The organism is Kitasatospora sp. GAS1066B (assembly GCF_041262605.1).
GTDB lineage: Bacteria > Actinomycetota > Actinomycetes > Streptomycetales > Streptomycetaceae > Kitasatospora.
The window spans coordinates 38,992-56,861 of the sequence record NZ_JBGCCO010000002.1 but is presented as its reverse complement, the minus strand read 5'-3'; the positions used below and the strand labels follow the sequence as shown (position 1 = coordinate 56,861).

General features: G+C 70.8%; 14 protein-coding genes, 1 tRNA gene and 1 pseudogene. 11 read left to right on the top strand and 5 right to left on the bottom strand.

Annotation, left to right across the window (positions count from 1 at the left end; all coding sequences use genetic code 11):
* Window positions 1-28: 28 nt before the first annotated feature.
* Window positions 29-682: an ANTAR domain-containing response regulator gene (locus ABH937_RS01855; protein WP_280687085.1), complete on the bottom strand. Its 654-nt coding sequence runs from the start codon at window positions 680-682 to the stop codon at window positions 29-31.
* 98 nt (window positions 683-780) lie between these two features.
* Here ABH937_RS01855 and ABH937_RS01850 point away from each other — a divergent pair.
* The 3 genes from ABH937_RS01850 to lepB all read left to right on the top strand — a co-directional run bounded on the left by ABH937_RS01850 (window position 781) and on the right by lepB (window position 2,689).
* A tRNA-Leu gene (locus ABH937_RS01850) sits at window positions 781-853 on the top strand.
* Between the two features lie 120 nt (window positions 854-973).
* A complete protein-coding gene (locus ABH937_RS01845) occupies window positions 974-1,735 on the top strand; it encodes a transcriptional regulator (protein WP_370216900.1) in 762 nt (253 codons plus the stop codon).
* Window positions 1,736-1,828: 93 nt separating this feature from the next.
* The gene (gene lepB / locus ABH937_RS01840; RefSeq protein ID WP_370216899.1) at window positions 1,829-2,689 is read left to right on the top strand and encodes a signal peptidase I; all 861 of its coding nucleotides are present in this window, start codon (window positions 1,829-1,831) and stop codon (window positions 2,687-2,689) included.
* Here lepB and ABH937_RS01835 read toward each other — a convergent pair.
* Window positions 2,680-3,063 (bottom strand): bleomycin resistance protein, encoded by a 384-nt coding sequence (locus ABH937_RS01835; RefSeq protein ID WP_370216898.1) that lies wholly within the window; start codon window positions 3,061-3,063, stop codon window positions 2,680-2,682. The genes lepB and ABH937_RS01835 overlap by 10 nt on opposite strands.
* Window positions 3,064-3,158: 95 nt before the next feature.
* Here ABH937_RS01835 and ABH937_RS01830 point away from each other — a divergent pair, with 95 nt between their 5' ends.
* The 5 genes and pseudogenes from ABH937_RS01830 to ABH937_RS01810 all read left to right on the top strand — a co-directional run bounded on the left by ABH937_RS01830 (window position 3,159) and on the right by ABH937_RS01810 (window position 10,702).
* The gene (locus tag ABH937_RS01830) at window positions 3,159-3,998 is read left to right on the top strand and encodes a hypothetical protein (protein WP_370216897.1); all 840 of its coding nucleotides are present in this window, start codon (window positions 3,159-3,161) and stop codon (window positions 3,996-3,998) included.
* Complete coding sequence (locus ABH937_RS01825; RefSeq protein WP_370216896.1) at window positions 3,988-8,229, top strand: caspase family protein; 4,242 nt, start codon at window positions 3,988-3,990, stop codon at window positions 8,227-8,229. The genes ABH937_RS01830 and ABH937_RS01825 overlap by 11 nt, the downstream gene beginning before the upstream one ends.
* A 105-nt stretch (window positions 8,230-8,334) precedes the next feature.
* Window positions 8,335-9,105: pseudogene (locus ABH937_RS01820) on the top strand (ADP-ribosylglycohydrolase family protein); the annotation flags it as partial.
* Window positions 9,106-9,114: 9 nt separating this feature from the next.
* On the top strand, window positions 9,115-9,615 hold the full coding sequence (locus ABH937_RS01815) for a GNAT family N-acetyltransferase (protein ID WP_370216895.1): 501 nt from the start codon (window positions 9,115-9,117) through the stop codon (window positions 9,613-9,615).
* A 106-nt stretch (window positions 9,616-9,721) separates the two neighbouring features.
* Window positions 9,722-10,702: a serine hydrolase gene (locus ABH937_RS01810; protein ID WP_370216894.1), complete on the top strand. Its 981-nt coding sequence runs from the start codon at window positions 9,722-9,724 to the stop codon at window positions 10,700-10,702.
* Window positions 10,703-10,764: 62 nt separating this feature from the next.
* Here the strand turns inward: ABH937_RS01810 and pyk are convergent, their stop codons facing one another.
* Complete coding sequence (gene pyk / locus ABH937_RS01805) at window positions 10,765-12,210, bottom strand: pyruvate kinase (protein ID WP_370216893.1); 1,446 nt, start codon at window positions 12,208-12,210, stop codon at window positions 10,765-10,767.
* Between the two features lie 268 nt (window positions 12,211-12,478).
* Here pyk and ABH937_RS01800 point away from each other — a divergent pair, with 268 nt between their 5' ends.
* From ABH937_RS01800 to ABH937_RS01790, 3 genes are read left to right on the top strand one after another with little or no spacing between them, the layout of a single operon-like run.
* Window positions 12,479-13,591 carry a hypothetical protein gene (locus ABH937_RS01800; protein WP_280687076.1) on the top strand — a complete coding sequence of 371 codons (1,113 nt, stop codon included), beginning with the start codon at window positions 12,479-12,481 and terminating at the stop codon, window positions 13,589-13,591.
* Window positions 13,591-15,300, top strand: coding sequence for a substrate-binding domain-containing protein (locus ABH937_RS01795; protein WP_370216892.1), 1,710 nt, complete (start codon window positions 13,591-13,593; stop codon window positions 15,298-15,300). Before ABH937_RS01800 ends, ABH937_RS01795 begins: the two co-directional genes overlap by 1 nt.
* Window positions 15,287-15,892, top strand: coding sequence for a hypothetical protein (locus tag ABH937_RS01790; RefSeq protein ID WP_370216891.1), 606 nt, complete (start codon window positions 15,287-15,289; stop codon window positions 15,890-15,892). The genes ABH937_RS01795 and ABH937_RS01790 overlap by 14 nt, the downstream gene beginning before the upstream one ends.
* Before the next feature lie 52 nt (window positions 15,893-15,944).
* Here ABH937_RS01790 and ABH937_RS01785 read toward each other — a convergent pair whose 3' ends face one another.
* The gene (locus tag ABH937_RS01785) at window positions 15,945-16,256 is read right to left on the bottom strand and encodes a hypothetical protein (RefSeq protein WP_370216890.1); all 312 of its coding nucleotides are present in this window, start codon (window positions 16,254-16,256) and stop codon (window positions 15,945-15,947) included.
* 111 nt (window positions 16,257-16,367) lie between these two features.
* Entirely contained in the window at window positions 16,368-17,825 is a 1,458-nt protein-coding gene (locus tag ABH937_RS01780; protein ID WP_280687072.1) for an aldehyde dehydrogenase family protein, read from the bottom strand.
* Window positions 17,826-17,870 lie beyond the last annotated feature (45 nt).

Below are 17,870 nucleotides of genomic sequence, written 5' to 3'. Positions count from 1 at the left end.
CCGCGCGCTCGCCGCATCAGCTCTCCGGTCAGCCCTCGGTGGACTCGGCCTTCTTGCGGTCCTGCGCCTCGCCCTCCTCGATCACGGCCTCGGCCACCGCCGCCATCGTCATCCGCCGGTCCATCGACGTCTTCTGGATCCACCGGAACGCGGCCGGCTCGTCCAGCCCGAACTTCGTCTGCAGCACGCTCTTCGCCCGGTCCACCAGCTTGCGGGTCTCCAACCGCTGCGTCAGGTCGGCGATCTCCCCCTCGAGCGCCCGCATCTCGGTGTACCGCGACACCGCCATCTCGATCGCGGGCACCAGGTCACTCTTCGAGAACGGCTTGACGATGTACGCCATGGCGCCCGCGTCGCGCGCCCGGTCCACCAACTCCCGCTGCGAGAACGCGGTCAGCATCAGCACGGGCGCCAGGTGCGCGGCATGGATCCGCTCGGCGGCGGAGAGGCCGTCCAGGATCGGCATCTTCACGTCCAGGATCGCCAGGTCGGGCTTGTGCTCCTCGACCAGCCGCACGGCCGTCTCCCCGTCTCCCGCCTCACCGACGACGGTGTAGCCCTCCTCCTCGAGCATCTCCTTCAGGTCGAGCCGGATCAGCGCCTCGTCCTCGGCGATGACAATTCGGGTGATCTGGGGCGAGTCGGTCTCAAGCGCCTGGGGCTGCTCGTCGGCGGTGCTCACGGGGCTCCTCGTTCCGGCGGGGGGTGCATGCACGAGGGTACCTAGACGCGGTATGTTTGAGACTAACCGGGTCGAGGGAAACCTTCGATTCGATGGGCGCCCCGGTAGCCCAGCGGCAGAGGCACGGTGCTCAAACCACCGACAGCGTGGGTTCAAATCCCACCCGGGGCACTTTTCCTTCGATTCGAAGGTTATAAAGCGAGCGTAAACAGTTGGCGATCTTCACTCGCGAGAGTGGGTCTTCGCTGATTCCGGCCTCGGAAGGCCGAAAGCACCCGCACTCTCGGCCGTATGTACGACCTGGCTACCAGATCCCACGCCGTGGCTCTGCACCACTCCGGCCTGACCTTCAGTGAGGTCAGCCGCGCCACGGGCATCTCGCGCTACTCCATCCGCCAGTGGACCCTTGACATCACGCCGAGCCCCCTGATGACCGCCGAGTGCCCACTCACCCTCGGCCGCCTCGCCCCTGACCGCCCATCGGCTGAATACAGCTACCTCCTCGGCCTCTACCTCGGCGACGGCTGCCTGAGCGAGGGGCGTAGGTCGGTCTACGCCCTGCGGATCGCGTGCGGCAACACCTGGCCCGGCCTCATCGACCAGTGCGAGCAGACCATCCGCGCGGTGATGCCCAGCAATGGCGTGCTGCGCGTCCCGGCGCCGGGGTGCACGTCGGTGGTGAGCACGAGCAAGCACTGGCCCTGCCTCTTCCCACAGCACGGGCCCGGCAGGAAGCACGAGCGCGCCATCGTGCTCGCCCCTTGGCAGCAGGAAATCGTGGCCGCCCACCCATGGGAGCTGTTGCGCGGGCTCATCCACTCCGACGGCTGCCGCATCGTCAACTGGACTGCCCGGGGCGGCAAGCGGTACGAGTACCCGCGCTACTTCTTCACCAACAGCTCGGCCGACATCATCGGCATCTTCACCCGCACCCTCGACGCCGTCGGGGTCACCTGGAAGGCCGCGCACCGCCCGAACGGCTCGACCAACATCTCCATCGCCCGCCGCCCCTCCGTCGCCCTCATGGACGAGCACATCGGCCCCAAGTACTGACCCGCCTCCTTACACCGCCCACAGCACGCCGCCGCCATGATGGCTGAGGCCCTCCCAGGGGCCAGGTCGCGTCAACAGGAACCGGGAGCGAACGTGGCGTACGTGGTGACCAGCGCGCAGGCGGACGCGAACGAGCCAGCCCCACCCTCACCCAAACAGCGCCGCCCCTTCTGGAAGGAACTCCCGATCCTGGTCGGCGTCGCACTCGTACTGGCGCTGCTGATCAAGACCGTTCTGCTGCAGGCCTTCTACATCCCCTCCCCCTCGATGACGAACACCCTGCGGGTCGGCGACCGCGTCATGGTCGACAAGTTGACTCCACTCCTGGGCGCGAAGCCGTCACGCGGCGAGGTGGTGGTCTTCCACGATCCAGGACACTGGCTGGACCAGGAGACCCTGAACAAGCCGAGCGCCAACCCCGTGCTGCACGGCGCTCAGACGGCGCTCAGCTGGGTCGGTCTGATGCCGTCGGCCGACGAGAAGGACCTGATCAAGCGGGTGATCGCGGTGGGCGGGGACACCGTCAGCTGCCAGGGCACCGGGCCGGTGTACGTCAACGGCAAGGCGCTGGACGAGCCGTACATCTACCCGGGCGCCACCCCGTGCGGTGACCGGAACTTCGGGCCGCTCACGGTGCCGGCGAACTCGATCTGGGTGATGGGCGACCACCGCAACGACTCCAGCGACTCCCGCTACCACCCGGACGAGCCGGGCGGCGGCGCGGTGCCGGACAGCGACGTGGTGGGCCGGGCGGTGGTGGTCGCGTGGCCGCTCACGCACTGGAGCGCGCTGCCGATCCCGGGCACGTTCACGCAACCCGGGATCGGCGTGCGGGCAGCGGGGTTGGCGGCGAACGCGCCGGCTGCGGCGGGGCTGTTGGGGGCCATCCCGGTCACGTTGCTGATTCGGCGCCGACGTGGGCGCGGGCGCGGGATCCGCCGGCATCAGGGCTGAGCGGGAAGCGGGCTGCCGACCCGCAGCAGATTGCCGCTGCGGTCGACGAGGGCGAATTCCCGCATCCGGTAGTCGGTGTCGGTGGGCGGTTCCAGGCGGCTGCCGGTGGCCGGGTCGTTGGGCACGCCGATCTCGGCCCACTGGCGGTGGAGGGCCCGCGCGTCCGCGACATGCAGGTAGCAACTGCCCGCCGTGGCGAGCGGATCGACGTCGGGCTGGTGCCAGAAGTGCAGTTCCACCGTGCCGCGGACCAGGATCAGGTAGTCGTACGTCTCCGGCGCCGGGCCACGCTGCTCGAAGCCCAGGCGAGCGTAGAAGTCGAGCGTCTCGCCCAGGTCGCGGCTGGGCAGGATGGGAACCGCGTACTCGTCCATGCGGCAGACGCTAGCGCGAGGCTCTGACTCCCGCCGTCACCACAGGCCCTACAGTGGCGTCTGCCAACTGGTGAGCGCGGAAGGGGAGTCGCGAGATGGCGCGGGTAGTCGCGGTGCACGGGGTGGGCCAGCAGCAGCTCGGCGAGCAGAGCCTGCTGCGGAGTTGGGCCCCGGCCCTGTCGGACGGCCTGCGCCGGGCCGGGGCAGCTGAACTCCCGGTTGCCGAGGTCGCGATGGGCTTCTACGGTGACCTGTTCCGTCCGCCGGGCGGGATGCTCGCGGCGGGCGACCCGCCGTACACCGCCGCCGACGTGGACGAGGGGCTTGAGCAGGACCTGTTGCTCGCCTGGTGGCAGGCAGCCGCCGAGGTGGACGAGCGGGTGGTGCCGCCCGGCGCCCAGACGCTGGCGCGGGCTCCGCGTTCCGCGCAGGCCGCGTTGCGGGCGCTGGCGAGTTCGCGGTTCTTCTCGGATCTCGCGCTGCGGGCGCTGGTGTTCGACCTGAAGCAGGTCAGTCGCTATCTGACGGATCCTCAACTCCGGTCGGTGGCGCGGGAACGGGTGACGGCACTGATCGGCGCGGACACCCGGGTGGTGGTGGGGCACTCGCTCGGCTCGGTGGTCGCGTACGAGGCGCTGTGCGCGCTGCCGGGGCACGGCGTGCGGGCGTTGGTGACACTGGGGTCGCCGCTCGGCATCCCGATGATCTTCGATCGGCTGCAGCCGGAACCCGGTGGCTGGCCGGGCGTGCTGGCCTGGACGAACGTGGCGGACGCGGGCGACGTGGTGGCCCTGGTGAAGGACCTGCGCCCCGCCTTCGGCGCACGGCTGCGCTCGGCGCTGGTCCACAACGGCAGCCACGCGCACGACGCGACCGCGTACCTGACCAGCGAGTTGACCGGCGCAGCCATTGCGGAGGGCCTGGATGGCGTCTGAGGTCCAGCCGCGCCGCTTCCTGATCGCCACGGCCGTCGCCCACTACAAGAACGCGTCCGCCTGGGACCGTCCGGGGCTGGTCGAGGCCCGGCAGGACATCATCGACCTGTTCACCGGCCGCTTCGGCTACCAGCACGTCAGCGATCTCGGCCTGGACCCGACGCAGAGTCAGCTGACGGAACGACTGAGGGCGTTCTGCCGCTCCGAGGAGCGCCGCGAGGACGACCTGATCGCCGTCTACATCGGCGGCCACGGCGAGGTACTGGACGAGGACGCGGGCGGCGGGCACGTGCTGCTGACCTCGGACACCGATCCGGACGACATCGCCGGCGCGCTGCTCACCGAGGAGTTGGCCCGCCAGTTGCTGGGCGGCACGAAGGTGCGCCGGCTGCTCCTGCTGCTGGACACCTGCTACTCGGGGCAGGGCGGTGCCGAGTTGGTGTCGGCAGCACTGGAGCGGATGAGTCCGCGCTGGGCTCGGCGGCCTGGCTCGGGGCTGGTGGTGGTGTCGTCGGCGCAGCCGTTGGAGCAGGCGGAGACGGGCGCGTTCCCGCGCCGGCTGCGGGAGGCGGCGCGCAGCCTGGCGACGGCGGGGCACGGTCCGCGGGCGCTGGCGCTGGACGCGGTGGTGCAGCACATGAACCGCGAGGGCGGGTTCCAGCGGGTGGGGCTGGCGCAGATCGGGTTGACGGGGGCGGTGCCGGAGTTCCTGCCGAACGCCCGGTACGAGCCGGAGTTGACGGAGGTCGACCTGGCGTTGCAGCAGACCTTGCGATGGCAGCGGCAGGCGGACCGGCGGGAGCAGGAGCTGAGCAACCGCTTCGCGTTGCGCGCGGCGGGTGGCGGCTCGAACTCGGGCGGGTGGGGCGACGGTCCTGACCCCTCGGGCTGGTGGTTCGCGGGCCGACGCACGGCGCTCGGCGAGATCACCGACTGGCTTCTCGCCCCGGCGGCGCAGCGCCCCGCGCTGGCGGTGACGGCCGGGCCGGGGTCCGGCAAGACGGCGGTGCTGGGGCTGGTGGCGATCTTGGCTCACGCCGAGCGTCGGCATACCGTCCCCGTCCACACGCTCGGCCTCGACGCCGGCCTGGTGAGCGCCGCGCGGGGCGTCGATGTGGCGATCTATGCGCAGGCCTTGACCGACCAGCAGGTCCTGGCGGGTATCGCGGCCGCGGCCGGGTCCGATGCGGTCACGGTCGGCACGTTGCTGGATGCGCTCACCGGACGGGAGCGGCCGTTGACCGTCGTGGTCGACGCTCTGGACGAGGCCGCCACTCCCGACAGTCTTTGCAGCACGGTGCTGCGCCCGCTGGTCGATTACGCGCGCGGGCGGATCCGCCTGCTGCTGGGGACCCGACCGCATCTGCTGCCGCAGCTCGGGGTGCGGCGCGAGGGCACGATCGATCTCGATGCGGAGCGGTACGCGGACCCGGAGGCGGTCCTCGTCTACACCGTCCGCAACCTGCTGCAGGGTGCGCCCGATTCGCCGTACCGTGTGTGCCCCGCCTCGCAGCGCCAGGCCGTCGCGGCCGCTATCGCGGAGGCGGCGGGTCGGTCGTTCCTGGTCGCGCGGATCACCGCGCGGACCGAGGCCGATGTGAGCGTTCCGGCCGACCCGGCCGATCCTGCGTGGCGCGCGGGTCTGCCGCGCCATGCGGGCCAGGCGATGGCCCGCGACCTGTCCGTGCGGTTGGGCCCGGACGCCGAGCGGGCGACCGACCTGCTGCGGCCGCTCGCCTATGCCCAGGGGCAGGGCCTGCCCTGGGAGAACCTCTGGGCCCCACTGGCGAGCGCGATCAGCGGGCGGCGGTACACGGACGAGGACGTGACCTGGCTGCGCCGGTCGGCGGGTTCGTACATGGTGGAAGCGGTGGAGGCGGACCGCTCGGCGTACCGGGTGTACCACCAGGCGCTGGTGGAGCACCTGCGGACCGGGGTGGACGCGGGTCGCGTGCACACGGCGTTCGCGCGGACGCTGGTCGAGCGGGTGCCGTACGGCTCGGACGGCACGCGGGACTGGGGGCACGCGCATCCGTATGCGTTGCGGTACTTGGCGGCGCATGCGGTGGGGGGCGGGGTGCTGGACGAGGCGCTGGGGGAGGTGGAATTCCTGGTGCACGCGGAGGCGGACGGGCTGGCGCCGCATCTGCGGGCGGCAGGGACGGAGGGGGCGCGGTTGGCGGCGGCGGTCTATCTGGCGTCCATCGGCACACACCGGAGCCTCGCCCCTGACCGGCGCCGCCAGTTGCTCGCACTCGACGCGGTCCGCTACCAGGACTCGGCGCTGTCCGCAGCGCTGAGCAGCAGGACAGGCCGAGGCGGCTGGACGGCGCTCCATGGCACCGCAGGGTCACTGTCGCACGCGCTTCGCAATGTCCTGAGCGGCCATGACGGTCCCGTGCAGGCCGTGGCGTGCACCATGCTGCACAGCCGTCCGATCGCCGTCAGCGGCGGCGACGACTTCACTGTGCGGCTGTGGGACCTGAGTACCGGTCGGCCTTTCCCCAAGCCTCTCCGCGGCCACATCAGCTGGGTGCAAGCGGTGGCGTGCACCATGCTGGACGGCCGCCCGATCGCCGTCAGCGGCGGCGACGACCACTCGGTGCGACTGTGGGACCTGGAAGCCCTGATTCCCCTCGGCGAACCTCTCACCGGCCACAGCGGCTCCGTACGAGCAGTGGCCTGCACCATGCTGGACGGCCGCCCGATCGCCGTCACCGGCGGCGACGATTCCTCGGTGCGGCTGTGGGATCTGATCACAGGTCAACCCATCGGTGTGCCCCTGACCGGTCACAACGGGTCCGTACGAGCAGTGGCCTGCACGATGCTGGACGGCCGCCCGATCGCCGTCACCGGCGGCAACGACCACACCATCCGAACCTGGGACCTGGAAACTCTGGCTCCCATCGGTGAGCCCTTCACCGGCCACATCGGCCGGGTGTATGCGGTGGCCTGCACCATGCTGCAAGGTCGGCCCATCGCCGTCAGCGGTGGCGAGGACCTCGCGGTGGGGATATGGGATCTGACTACAGGTCAACTCATCGGTGACCCTCTTGCCGGTCACAACGAGCCGGTGCGAGCGGTGGCTTGCACCGCGCTGGAGGGCCGCCCGATCGCCGTTACCAGCAGCAGCGACCGCAGTGTCCGAGTCTGGGATCTGACGACGAGTCGCCCCTTGGGCGGGCCCCTCTCTGGTCACAACGACTCGGTGTACTCAGTGGCGTGCTCGATGGTCAGCGGCCAGCCTGTTGCTGTCACCGGCAGCCTTGACGAGACGATGCGCGTGTGGGATCTGGCTGCCAACAGACCGATCGACGAGACATCCGAGGACGCCGGCATGGTGCAGGCAGTGACGTGCACCGTTCTGAACGACCGGCCCGTGACCGTCACCAGCAGCGACGACGGGACGGTCCGGGTGTGGGATCTGGCCACCGGCACGGCTCTCAGCAAGCCACTCGTCGGACGCCAATCCCGGGTGACTTCGGTGATGTGTACGGTGCTCGACAGACGGCCCGTCGCCGTCACCAGCGGGCGCGGCGGCTCGACGCGGATCTGGGACCTGGCTACCGGCACACCCGTCGGCATCCCCCTCTCCTTTCGCGTGCGCGGGGCCGGCGAGGTGGTGTTCGCGGCGGTCGACAACAGGACCATCGCGGTCACCAACGGTCGGGGCAACACGGTGCAGCGGTGGGAGATGGCTACCGGTGAGCCCATCGGCGGCCCGCTCATCGGGCATTCCGACAGGGTGCAGGTGGTGACATGCACGGTGCTCGGCGACCGGCCCGTCGCCGTGATCATCGTCAGAGGTGACGACAGGACGCTGCAAGTGTGGGACCTGGCCACCGGTCAAGCCGTCGGAAGGCCCCTCAGCGGTCTCATCCGGGCACAGGCCGTGGCGTGCACGGTGCTCGACAACCGCCCTGTCGCCGCTATCGGGAGCGACGACGGCACGGTGTGGGTATGGGACCTGAATACGGCTCAACCCGTGGGGCAGGTCCTCTCCGGCCACAAAGGCCCGGTGCAGGCACTGGCGTGCACGGTGCTCGACAATCGGTCCATTGCCGTCACGGGCAGCGACGACTGCACAGTGCGGGTTTGGGACCTGGCCAGCCGAACCTGCACAGCAGTCGTCCAGTTACCGTCGCCCTGCACCAGCCTTGCCGCCACCGATGGTGGCTACCTGGTCGCGGCCTTCAACCGCGACTTCGCGGTCTTCAAGCAACGACCGTGAGCACGCTGCCGCCACCCACAGCGGTCAGCAGTCCCCCACGAACTCCCCTCGCCCGCACGCCCACCAGGAACGCCCGCCACGCCTCGGCGCCGAACACCAGCGCCGGAGCACGGCGGGTTGGACCTGCCGGACATCTTCGCCCGGTTCCAGCGCTGGGCCGCGTCCGAACCCAAGGACATCGGGCTGCAGACCGAGGACGTACTGAGCAACGGCATGCCGTGGAACCTCGCCGCAGCCGTCCATTTCCAGGTCAACCTGCGCGCCGCCGGCAACGGTTCGCTGATGCGGGCCGCGACCTCGGCGGTGTACTTCGCCCGCGACGGGCGGCAGGCGACCATGGACGCCGCCCGCCGGATCGCCGCCCTGACCCACGGCGACGGCGCGGCCTGGGAGGGGACCGCCGTCTTCCACGAGTTGGTCCGGCTGGCCTTGCAGGGCGACGACCCGCTGGCCGCGCTCCCGGAGATCCTCACCCACGTCGACCCGGGGCACCGTGACCGCTACGCCACCGTCCTCGCGCCGACCTGGCACCCTGCCGACGCCACCGAGTTCAACGGCGCGGTCTGGCCCTGCCTGGGCTCCGCCGTCTGGGCTGTGCGCACCACCACCTCGTTCGAGGCGGCCGTGCGTGCCGCGGTCGACCTGGGCGGCGACACCGACACGGTAGCCGCCGTCACTGGTGGCCTCGCGGGAGCGATGTACGGTGTCGGCGCCATCCCCGGCCGCTGGACCGAGTCCCTGCACGTCCCGCTTCCCGGCCACGGCGGGCGGGTGCTGCAACTGGCAGAGCTGCTCGACCTCGCAGAGCGTCTCGCCTTGCGCGAACCTCCCGGCGCGCCACCCCACTCAGGTGGTCCCGGAGCACCAGCTGGGTAGAGTCGGCCAGTGCCCGAGCTGATACGGCTGCATGCCGACCATGCCCCAGCGGTCCTGGCCTTCGAGCTGGCGAACCGCGCCTATTTCGCCACCTCGATCTCCGACCGGGGCGACGAGTTCTTCGACCAATTCGCCGACCGGCACCGCGCGTTGCTGGCCGAGCAAGCGGCCGGCATCAGTGCCTTCTACGTGCTCGTCGCCGAGGATGGCTCGGTTCTGGGCCGGTTCAACCTGTACGACCTCGAGGACGGCACCGCCGTACTCGGCTACCGGGTCGCGCAGCACGTCGCCGGGCGTGGCGTGGCGACGGCGACGGTCCGGGAGTTGTGCCGGCTGGCGGCGGAGCGGCACGGGCTGCGCACCTTGCGGGCGGCCACCTCTCGCGCCAATGCCGCGTCGCAGAAGGTACTGGGCAAGGCCGGGTTCGTCCCGGTGGGCCCGGCCGATCCGGCCGACCTCGGCGGTAAGTCGGGCACCTGGTATCAGCGCGACCTCGTGCTCCAGCGGTAGACCGCGAGCAGGCCTGAAACCGCCGACGATCAAACGCGCGTGTTACGGACCGCGTGATCCAGTAGCGGTCCACGTACGGCCCGTCCAGTCCCACCAGAGGAGCCTCATGGCCACATTCCAGCACATCCGAATACCCCGCCCGCTCGCCCGCCTGAGTGTCGGCGCGGCGGCGACGCTGCTGGCGTTAGCCGTCCCCGCCGCCGCGCAGGCGGCGCCCGCCTCGGCGCCCGGCACCCCGACCTACTGCACCTCCGCCCACGATCCCCAGCTGGCGGCCCGGCTGTCCAAGGACATCGCCAGCGCCCTGGCGGGCCGTCAGGACACACTGGCCTTCGCGGTCTCGGACGACAAGACCGGCCTGTCCTGCACCGACCACGCCACCCAGCACTTCGACTCGGCGAGCGTCATCAAGGTGACCATCATGGGCGCGGTGCTGCGCCGCGCCGAGGACGAGCACCGGTACCTGACCGACTGGGAGGACAGCAACCTCCAGCAGATGATCGAGGCGTCCGACAACACGGCGGCCACCAACCTGTGGCAGAGCCTGGGCATGCCGCGCCTCCAGGCGTTCGTGAAGCAGGTCGGGATGGACGACACCCAGCTGGGCGCCGGCGGCTACTGGGGGCTTTCGCAGGTCACCGCGGCCGACGAGCTGAAGATGCTGAACGTCTTCTCCGGTACCCCGAGCGTGATCACGGCGGCGGCGCAGGCCTACGGCCTGACTTTGATGAACCAGGTGGATGCGGACGAGCGTTGGGGCACACCCTTCGGGGCGCCGGCGTCGATCTCCGTGCACGTGAAGAACGGCTGGCTGCCGCGGGCGACGCACGGGTGGCGGGTGCACAGCCTGGGCATCTTCACCGGGCCGGGCAAGGAGTACCGGATGGCGGTGCTGACCGAGGACAACACCACCGAGTCGGACGGGATCGACACGATCCAGGCGATCGCGCAGGCGGTGCACCGCGACCTCAACGGTGCTTCCGGCGGCCCGGCCGCCAAGGCGCTTCCGCATGCCGAGAGCAACGCCAAGGGCGCGGCCTCGGAGTCCTCCGACGGATCCGCACCGTTCGGGTCTGTCGCGAACTGACGGCCCACACGCAGTGGGGGCGCCCGCTCCACGCGGACGCCCCCACCCTGCGACGGACGACGTCAGTTGTCCAACTCCCCTACGTGGTGCACCCGCACCAGGTTCGTCGACCCCGCGAGGCCGGGCGGTGACCCGGCGGTGATGATCACGACGTCACCGCGCTCGCACCGCCCCAGGCTGAGCAGTTGCGCGTCCACCTGGGCCACCATCTCGTCGGTCGTCGGCACGAACGGGCCGAGGAAGGTCTCCACGCCCCAGGTGAGCGACAACTGGCTGCGCACCGCGGGCTCGTAGGTGAAGGCCAGGACCGGGATCGGCGAGCGGTACCGGGTCAGGCGGCGGGCCGTGTCGCCGCTCTGGGTGAAGGCGATCAGGTACTTGGCGCCCAGGAAGTCGCCGATCTCGGCGGCGGCGCGGGCGACCGCGCCGCCCTGGGTGCGGGGCTTGTTGCGGGCGGTCAGCGGGGGCAGACCGGCGTCCAGCACCTCCTCCTCGACGGCCTCGATGATCCGGCCCATGGTCTTGACCGTCTCGATGGGGTACTTGCCGACCGAGGTCTCGCCCGAGAGCATCACCGCGTCCGTCCCGTCGAGCACGGCGTTGGCGACGTCGGAGGCCTCGGCGCGGGTCGGGCGGGAGGCGTGGATCATCGAGTCGAGCATCTGGGTGGCCACGATGACCGGCTTGGCGTTGCGCTTGGCCAGCTTGATGGCGCGCTTCTGGACCAGCGGGACCTGCTCCAGCGGCAGTTCGACGCCCAGGTCGCCGCGGGCGACCATGATGCCGTCGAAGGCGTCGACGATCGAGTCCAGGCTCTCCACGGCCTGGGGCTTCTCGATCTTGGCGATGACGGGCAGGAAGCGGTTCTCCTCCCGCATCACGCTGTGCACGTCCTCGATGTCCTTGCCGCTGCGGACGAAGGAGAGGGCGATCAGGTCGGCACCGATCCGCAGGGCCCAGCGCAGGTCGGCGACGTCCTTGTCGCTGAGCGCGGGCACGGAGACGGCGACTCCGGGCAGGTTGAGGCCCTTGTGATCGGAGATCAGGCCGCCTTCGATGACGATGCAGTGGACGCGCGGGCCGTCCACGTGGGTGACTTCGAGGCAGACCCGGCCGTCGTCGATCAGGATCCGCTCCCCGCGCGCGACGTCGTTGGCGAGCCCGGGGTAGGTGGTTCCGCAGCGCTCCCGGTCACCGGAGACGTCCTCCACCGTGATGGTGAACTCGTCGCCGCGTTCGAGGAGTACAGGGCCTTCGGCGAACTTGCCGAGGCGGATCTTCGGACCTTGAAGGTCGACCAGGATGCCGACACTTCGGCCGGTCTCGTCGGCGGCCTTGCGGACCCGGCGGTACCGTTCCTCGTGTTCGGCGTGGGAGCCGTGGCTCAGGTTGAAGCGGGCGATGTCCATTCCGGCGTCGACCAGGGACTTGATCTGGTCGTACGAGTCGGCGGCGGGCCCGAGAGTACAGACGATTTTTGCTCGGCGCATGGCTCCGAGGGTATGCATTACCCGCGCGTAACAACGACGTTCCGACGGACCGTCATGTGACCACTGCGCAAAGCTTCGTTGAACTTTCTGACGCGCCGTGACATCGCTTGATCAACAACGAAATCGGGTACGGGAGAACCGAGCCGATACGGATCCGTGAAGGCCTGTTCACCCCCGGTTCACCGGGGTGACAGGCGCAGCTCCGGGGGCGGCGGGACGCTCTGGCCCTACAGTGCGACGGGGACGTGAACGGAACGGCGAACAGGGGACGGGGGATCGGATCGCCATGAGGCGACTGCTCGGGGTGTTGGTGGCCGTGTGCCTGCTGATCGGCGTGGTGGTGCTGGTCCAGGTGCAGCACCATGCGGCCAAGGCCGGGTCGACGAGCGGCGGCACCGTCGCGCTCTCCGGCGTGATCGGCTCGGAGAAGGCGGACTTCTTCGCCGACGGCCAGGTCCAGCAGGCCTTCCGGTCCCGGGGGCTGTCGGTCTCGGTCCAGCACTCGGGCTCCTGGCAGATGGGCGACGACGTGACGGGCAAGCCCTTCGACTTCGCGTTCCCGGCCAGTTCGGTGGCGGCCAAGGCGATCAGCACCACGATCACCACCACGCCGGTGCGGCCGTTCTACTCGCCACTGGTGGTGATCGCGCACGCGGACACCGCCCAGTTCCTGGCGCAGAACAACCTGGCGACCGAGGACAAGACCTCGCACGTCTGGACCTTCCACATGGCCGCCTACCTCAAGGACGTCCAGAGCAAGCTGAGTTGGGAGGATCTGCCGGGCGGCGCCCGGCCGGGCTACGTGGCCGGGAAGATCTACGTCGCGACCACCGACCCGAACAGCTCCTCCTCCGCCTCGCTCTACCTCGCGGTGATGTCCTACCTCGCCAACAACAGCCAGGTGGTTTCGGACCAGACCGGAATCGACCAGGTCACCCCGCTTCTGCGCTACCTGATGGCGAATCAGGGGGCGCTGCTCTCCAGTAGCGACCAGCTGTTCCGGGACTTCGTGGCCAACACCGGGAAGCCGCTGAGCTGGACCTACGAGTCCGAGGTCGCCGAGCAGGCGATGAAGGGCACGCTGCCCGACGACACCGTGGTGCTCTACCCTGACATCGACATCCAGAGTGACCACACCGTGGTCGAGTTGACGAAGCCGGCCGACGCCCTCGCACAGGCCCTGCTGACCGACCCGACGCTGATCAAACTGGAGGCCCAGTACGGCTTCCGGCCCACCAACGACCCGCAGGCGATGGTCCAGGCCCTGACCGCGAAGACCAAGAAGCAGCAGACCGGCTTCCCGCTCGACCTGAGCTCGCTGGGCACCTTCCAACCGCCGGCACCGACCACCGACATCCTGAAGAAGCTGGTGGCGGCGTCCTCCTCGGGGAGCAGCTGATGAACGAGCCGATCACCCGCCGCTCCCTGGTGGGCGCGGTGGCGCTCGGCCTCGCGGCGCTGGCCACCGGCTGCGACAGCGGCGGCAAGCCCGGGCCCGGCCCGACCGCGAGCGATCCGGCCGGCCCGGTCAGCCCCACCGCCGCCGGCTCCGCCCCCACCGCCCCGCCGTCCAGCGGCGCCCCGTACACCCTGCGGGTGCTGGCCGGCAGCGAGGTCCAGGACATGCAGCCGGTGCTGGAGGACGTCCAGAAGGCCACCGGGGTCACCGTCCAGCTCAGCTACACCGGCACCCTGGCCGGCGCCGCGGCCCTCGCCTCGGGCCAGGCGGACGGGCACTACGACGCGATCTGGTTCGGGTCCAACCACTACCTGCGGCTGGACCCGGGCTCGGCCGGCAAGCTGCTCTCGGAGACCTCGGTCATGGTCTCGCCGGTGGCGCTCGGGGTGCGCGCCTCGGTGCTGGCGGCGCTCGGCTGGGATCCGGCGAAGACGACCTGGTCGCAGGTGGGCCAGGCGGTGACGGCGGGCAAGCTGACCTTCGGCATGGCGGACCCCTCGCAGTCCAACTCGGGTCTCTCCGCGCTGATCGGGCTGGCCTCGGCGTTCTCCGGCGCCCAGGCGGCGCTCACCCAAGACGACGTGACGAAGGCCGCCCCGGCGCTGCAGAGCTTCTTCACGGGGCAGAAGCTGACCTCGGGCTCCTCCGGCTGGCTGGCCCAGGCCTACCAGCGCGCGGCGCAGGGCGGTTCGGGCGCCTCGGTGGGCGCGCTGGTGAACTACGAGTCGGTGTTGCTCTCGCTGAACCGCACGCTGCCCGCCGACGCCCAACTGACCGTGATCCGGCCCACCGACGGCGTGGTGTCGGCCGACTACCCGCTCACCCTGCTGAGTTCGGCCGGTGCCCCGGCCCGGGACGCGTTCGCCCGGCTGACGGCCGACCTGCTGCGTCCCGAGGTCCAGCGCGAGATCTCGGACACCACCGAACGGCGCCCGGTGGTGCCGGGCGTGGCGCCGGGGGCGGGCCTGGGCACCGACCGGCGGCCCGAGTTGCCGTTCCCCGGCAGCCGGGCCGTGGCGGACGCGCTGCTGGCCGCGTACCAGAACCAGCTGCGCCGGCCCTCCCGGACGGTCTACGTGCTGGACACCTCGGGGTCGATGGCGGGGCCCCGGCTGGACGGGCTGAAGCAGGCGCTCGGCCAGCTCACCGGTGCCGGCGGCAGTCTGGCGGCCAACGGGTTCCGCGAGCGCGAGGAGGTCACCCTGATCTCCTTCGCCGACGGCGTGAAGTGGGAGCACACCCACCAGGTCCCGGCCACCGCGCCGCAGGCCGAGCTGGCGGCGATCGCGGCGGACGTGCAGAGCCTGACGGCCGGCGGCGGCACCGCGATCTACAGCACGCTGGAGCACGCCTACCAGCTGGTCGAACAGCAGCAGCAGGCGTCGGCAGCGGACGACCGGTTCACCTCGATCGTGCTGATGACGGACGGCGAGAGCAACGAGGGCGCCACCACGGACGACTTCGCCGCCTTCTACAAGGTGCTGCCGCCCGCTCTCCAGGCGGTGCCGGTCTTCCCGATCCTCTTCGGCGAGGGCGCGAAGACCCAGTTGCAGGGGATCGCGGACACCACCGGCGGCAAGCTGTTCGACGCGACCGCGGGGCCGAGCGCGCTGGACGGGGTGTTCGAGGAGATCCGTGGCTACCAGTAACCGGCGCCGGGGCGGGCTGCCGGGTTGGTTCGGCAGCCGGGCGCACTATCTGGGCAGCGGCGCCGCGGTGCTGGGCCTGGGGGTCTCGCTGGCCGAGGGGCTCGGGGCGACCGGGGTGGCGGTGGTGGGTGGGCTGTATGCGGCGGGGGCGGTGCTGGGGGTGGTCTTCGAGCCTCCGCAGCCGGTGCCGGATCCTGAACCGGATCCCCAGCCCGAACCGGTTTCACAGCCCGAGCCCGAGCCCGAGCCCGACACCGAGTTGTCGGAGTCGCTGGAACGGCTGGCCGAGCAGCGCGAGCGCGTGGCACTGGCGCGCTGGCCGGAGCAGGGCGGCACGCTGGCCCGCTACCTGCTCGACCAGCTGACCGAGAAACTGACCGAGAAGCTGAACGAGCGGCGGAACGACACCGAGGCCGCGCCCGAGCGACCGAGCCGGCTGGTCGATGCGGCGATGGCCGCGCTGGAGCACTACGAGCGGGACCTCTCCTGGCAGCGCCTGGAGCCGGGCGGGCGGCCGCCGGAGGAGGCGCTGGCCGAGCGGGTGGGGGAACTGCTGGACGGCCTGGCGCCGGCGGCCCCGCCACAGCGGTGAGGGCCGGTACGGCGTACCGGCCCTCACACCCTGCTACTGCGCTGCCTGCCGCTCAGTGCGCCGAGTGCCGCTCGGCGCCCCGGTGCCGGTGGCCCTTGAGTTCGGCGTGCGCGGGCAGCGCACCGGTCAGCGCCCGCTCCTCGGTCATCCGGCGCCCGCCATGGCTGAAGGGCGCCTCGCCGGCCAGCGCCGCGTAGGTGCCGTAGCCGACCGGGGTGCCGCCACCGGTGCCGGTGTGCAGCACCGGGCCGAAGGCGCGGGGCCTGCCACCACCGGAGGCGGCCATGCCGCGGCGCTCCAGGATCTCCTGGGTGCCGCGGCGGAGTTTGACGCTGGTCTTCTTGCCCGCCGGTCGCTTGGTCATCACTGGCCTCCCATCGACGCCTCTCTGCGATGGTATGTCCAGCCATGCCCTATTTCACCCGTTCGGGACTCCGCTCGATCACAGCTCCGTCCGATCGCGAGCTGCGCCCGATCAGAACGGGAAGCGGCTGCGCCCGTGCTGGATGGAGATCCACTTGACCGTGGTGAAGGCCTCCACCGTGGACTCGCCGTTCAGCCGGCCCACCCCGGAGTTCTTCTCGCCGCCGAACGGCACGATCGGCTCGTCGGCGATGGTGCCGTCGTTGACGTGGATCATGCCGGTCTCGATCCGCTGCGCCACCCGCACACCACGCTCGATGTCGCCGGTGTGCACGGCGCCGCTGAGCCCGAAGGGGGTGTCGTTGGCGAGCGCCACCGCCTCGTCCTCGCCGTCGAACGGGACCAGCAGGACGACGGGGCCGAACAGCTCGCGCCGCAGGATCGGGGCCTGCGGGTCCAGGTCGGTGAGCACCACGGGCGCCATCAGGGTCCCGACGGTGGTGCCGCGCAGCAGCGCGGTGGCGCCGTCGGCCAGCGCCTGGTCGACCTGGGCGACGAGCGCGTCGGCCTGGGTGGTGTTGATCAGCGGGCCGATCTGGGTGGCGGGGTCCTGCGGGTCGCCGACGGTGAGCGAGGCGACCTTGGCGACGAACTTCTCGGTGAACTCGGCGAGCACCGAGCGGTCCACCAGCACCCGGTTGGCGGCCATGCAGACCTGGCCCTGGTGCGCGAAGCGGCTGAAGGTGGCCGCGTCCACCGCGTAGTCGACGTCGGCGTCGTCCAGCACGATCAGCGCGCTGTTGCCGCCCAGTTCCAGCACCGAGCGCTTGAAGTGCGAGGCGGCCACGGTGGCCACGTGCCGGCCGACCCGGTCCGAGCCGGTGAACGAGATCGCCTTGGGCACCGGGTGCTCGAGCAGCGCGTCGCCGATCTCGGCGATGTCGGTGACCACCACGTTGAGCAGGCCGCCCGGCAGGCCGGCCTCTTCGAAGATCTTGGCGATCAGGGTGCCGCCGACGATCGGAGCGTCCTGGTGCGGCTTGAGCACCACCGCGTTGCCGAGCGCGAGCGCGGGGGCGACCGGCTTCATGGAGAGGAAGAGCGGGAAGTTGAAGGGGCTGATCACCCCGACCACGCCGACCGGCAGCCGGTAGAGGCGGTTCTCCTTGCCGTCCACCGGCGAGGGCAGGATCCGACCCTCGGGGCGGATCGCCAGCTGCATCGCCTCGCGCAGCATGTCCTTGGTCAGCGACAGCTCGAAGGCGGCCTTGAGGTGGGTGCCGCCGAGTTCGGCGATGATGGTCTCGGTGATCTCCTGCTCGCGGTCCTCGATGATCCGCAGGGCGCGCTCGAAGACCTGGCGACGGGTGTAGGGGTTGGTCGCCGCCCAGGCGCGCTGCGCCCGCTCGGCCGCCCGGTAGGCCTGGTCGACCTCCGCGACGGTGGCCACCGTGATCACGGCCAGCTTCTCGCCGTTGTAGGGGTTGATGTCGACGATGTCCCAGGAACCACTGCCCCTGCGCCATTCACCGTCGATGTACTGCAGGGCGAGTTCCGAAAAGTGCGACACCTGGCTCCCCTTCACAAGCTGACAGGGGATCATCCTACTGATATG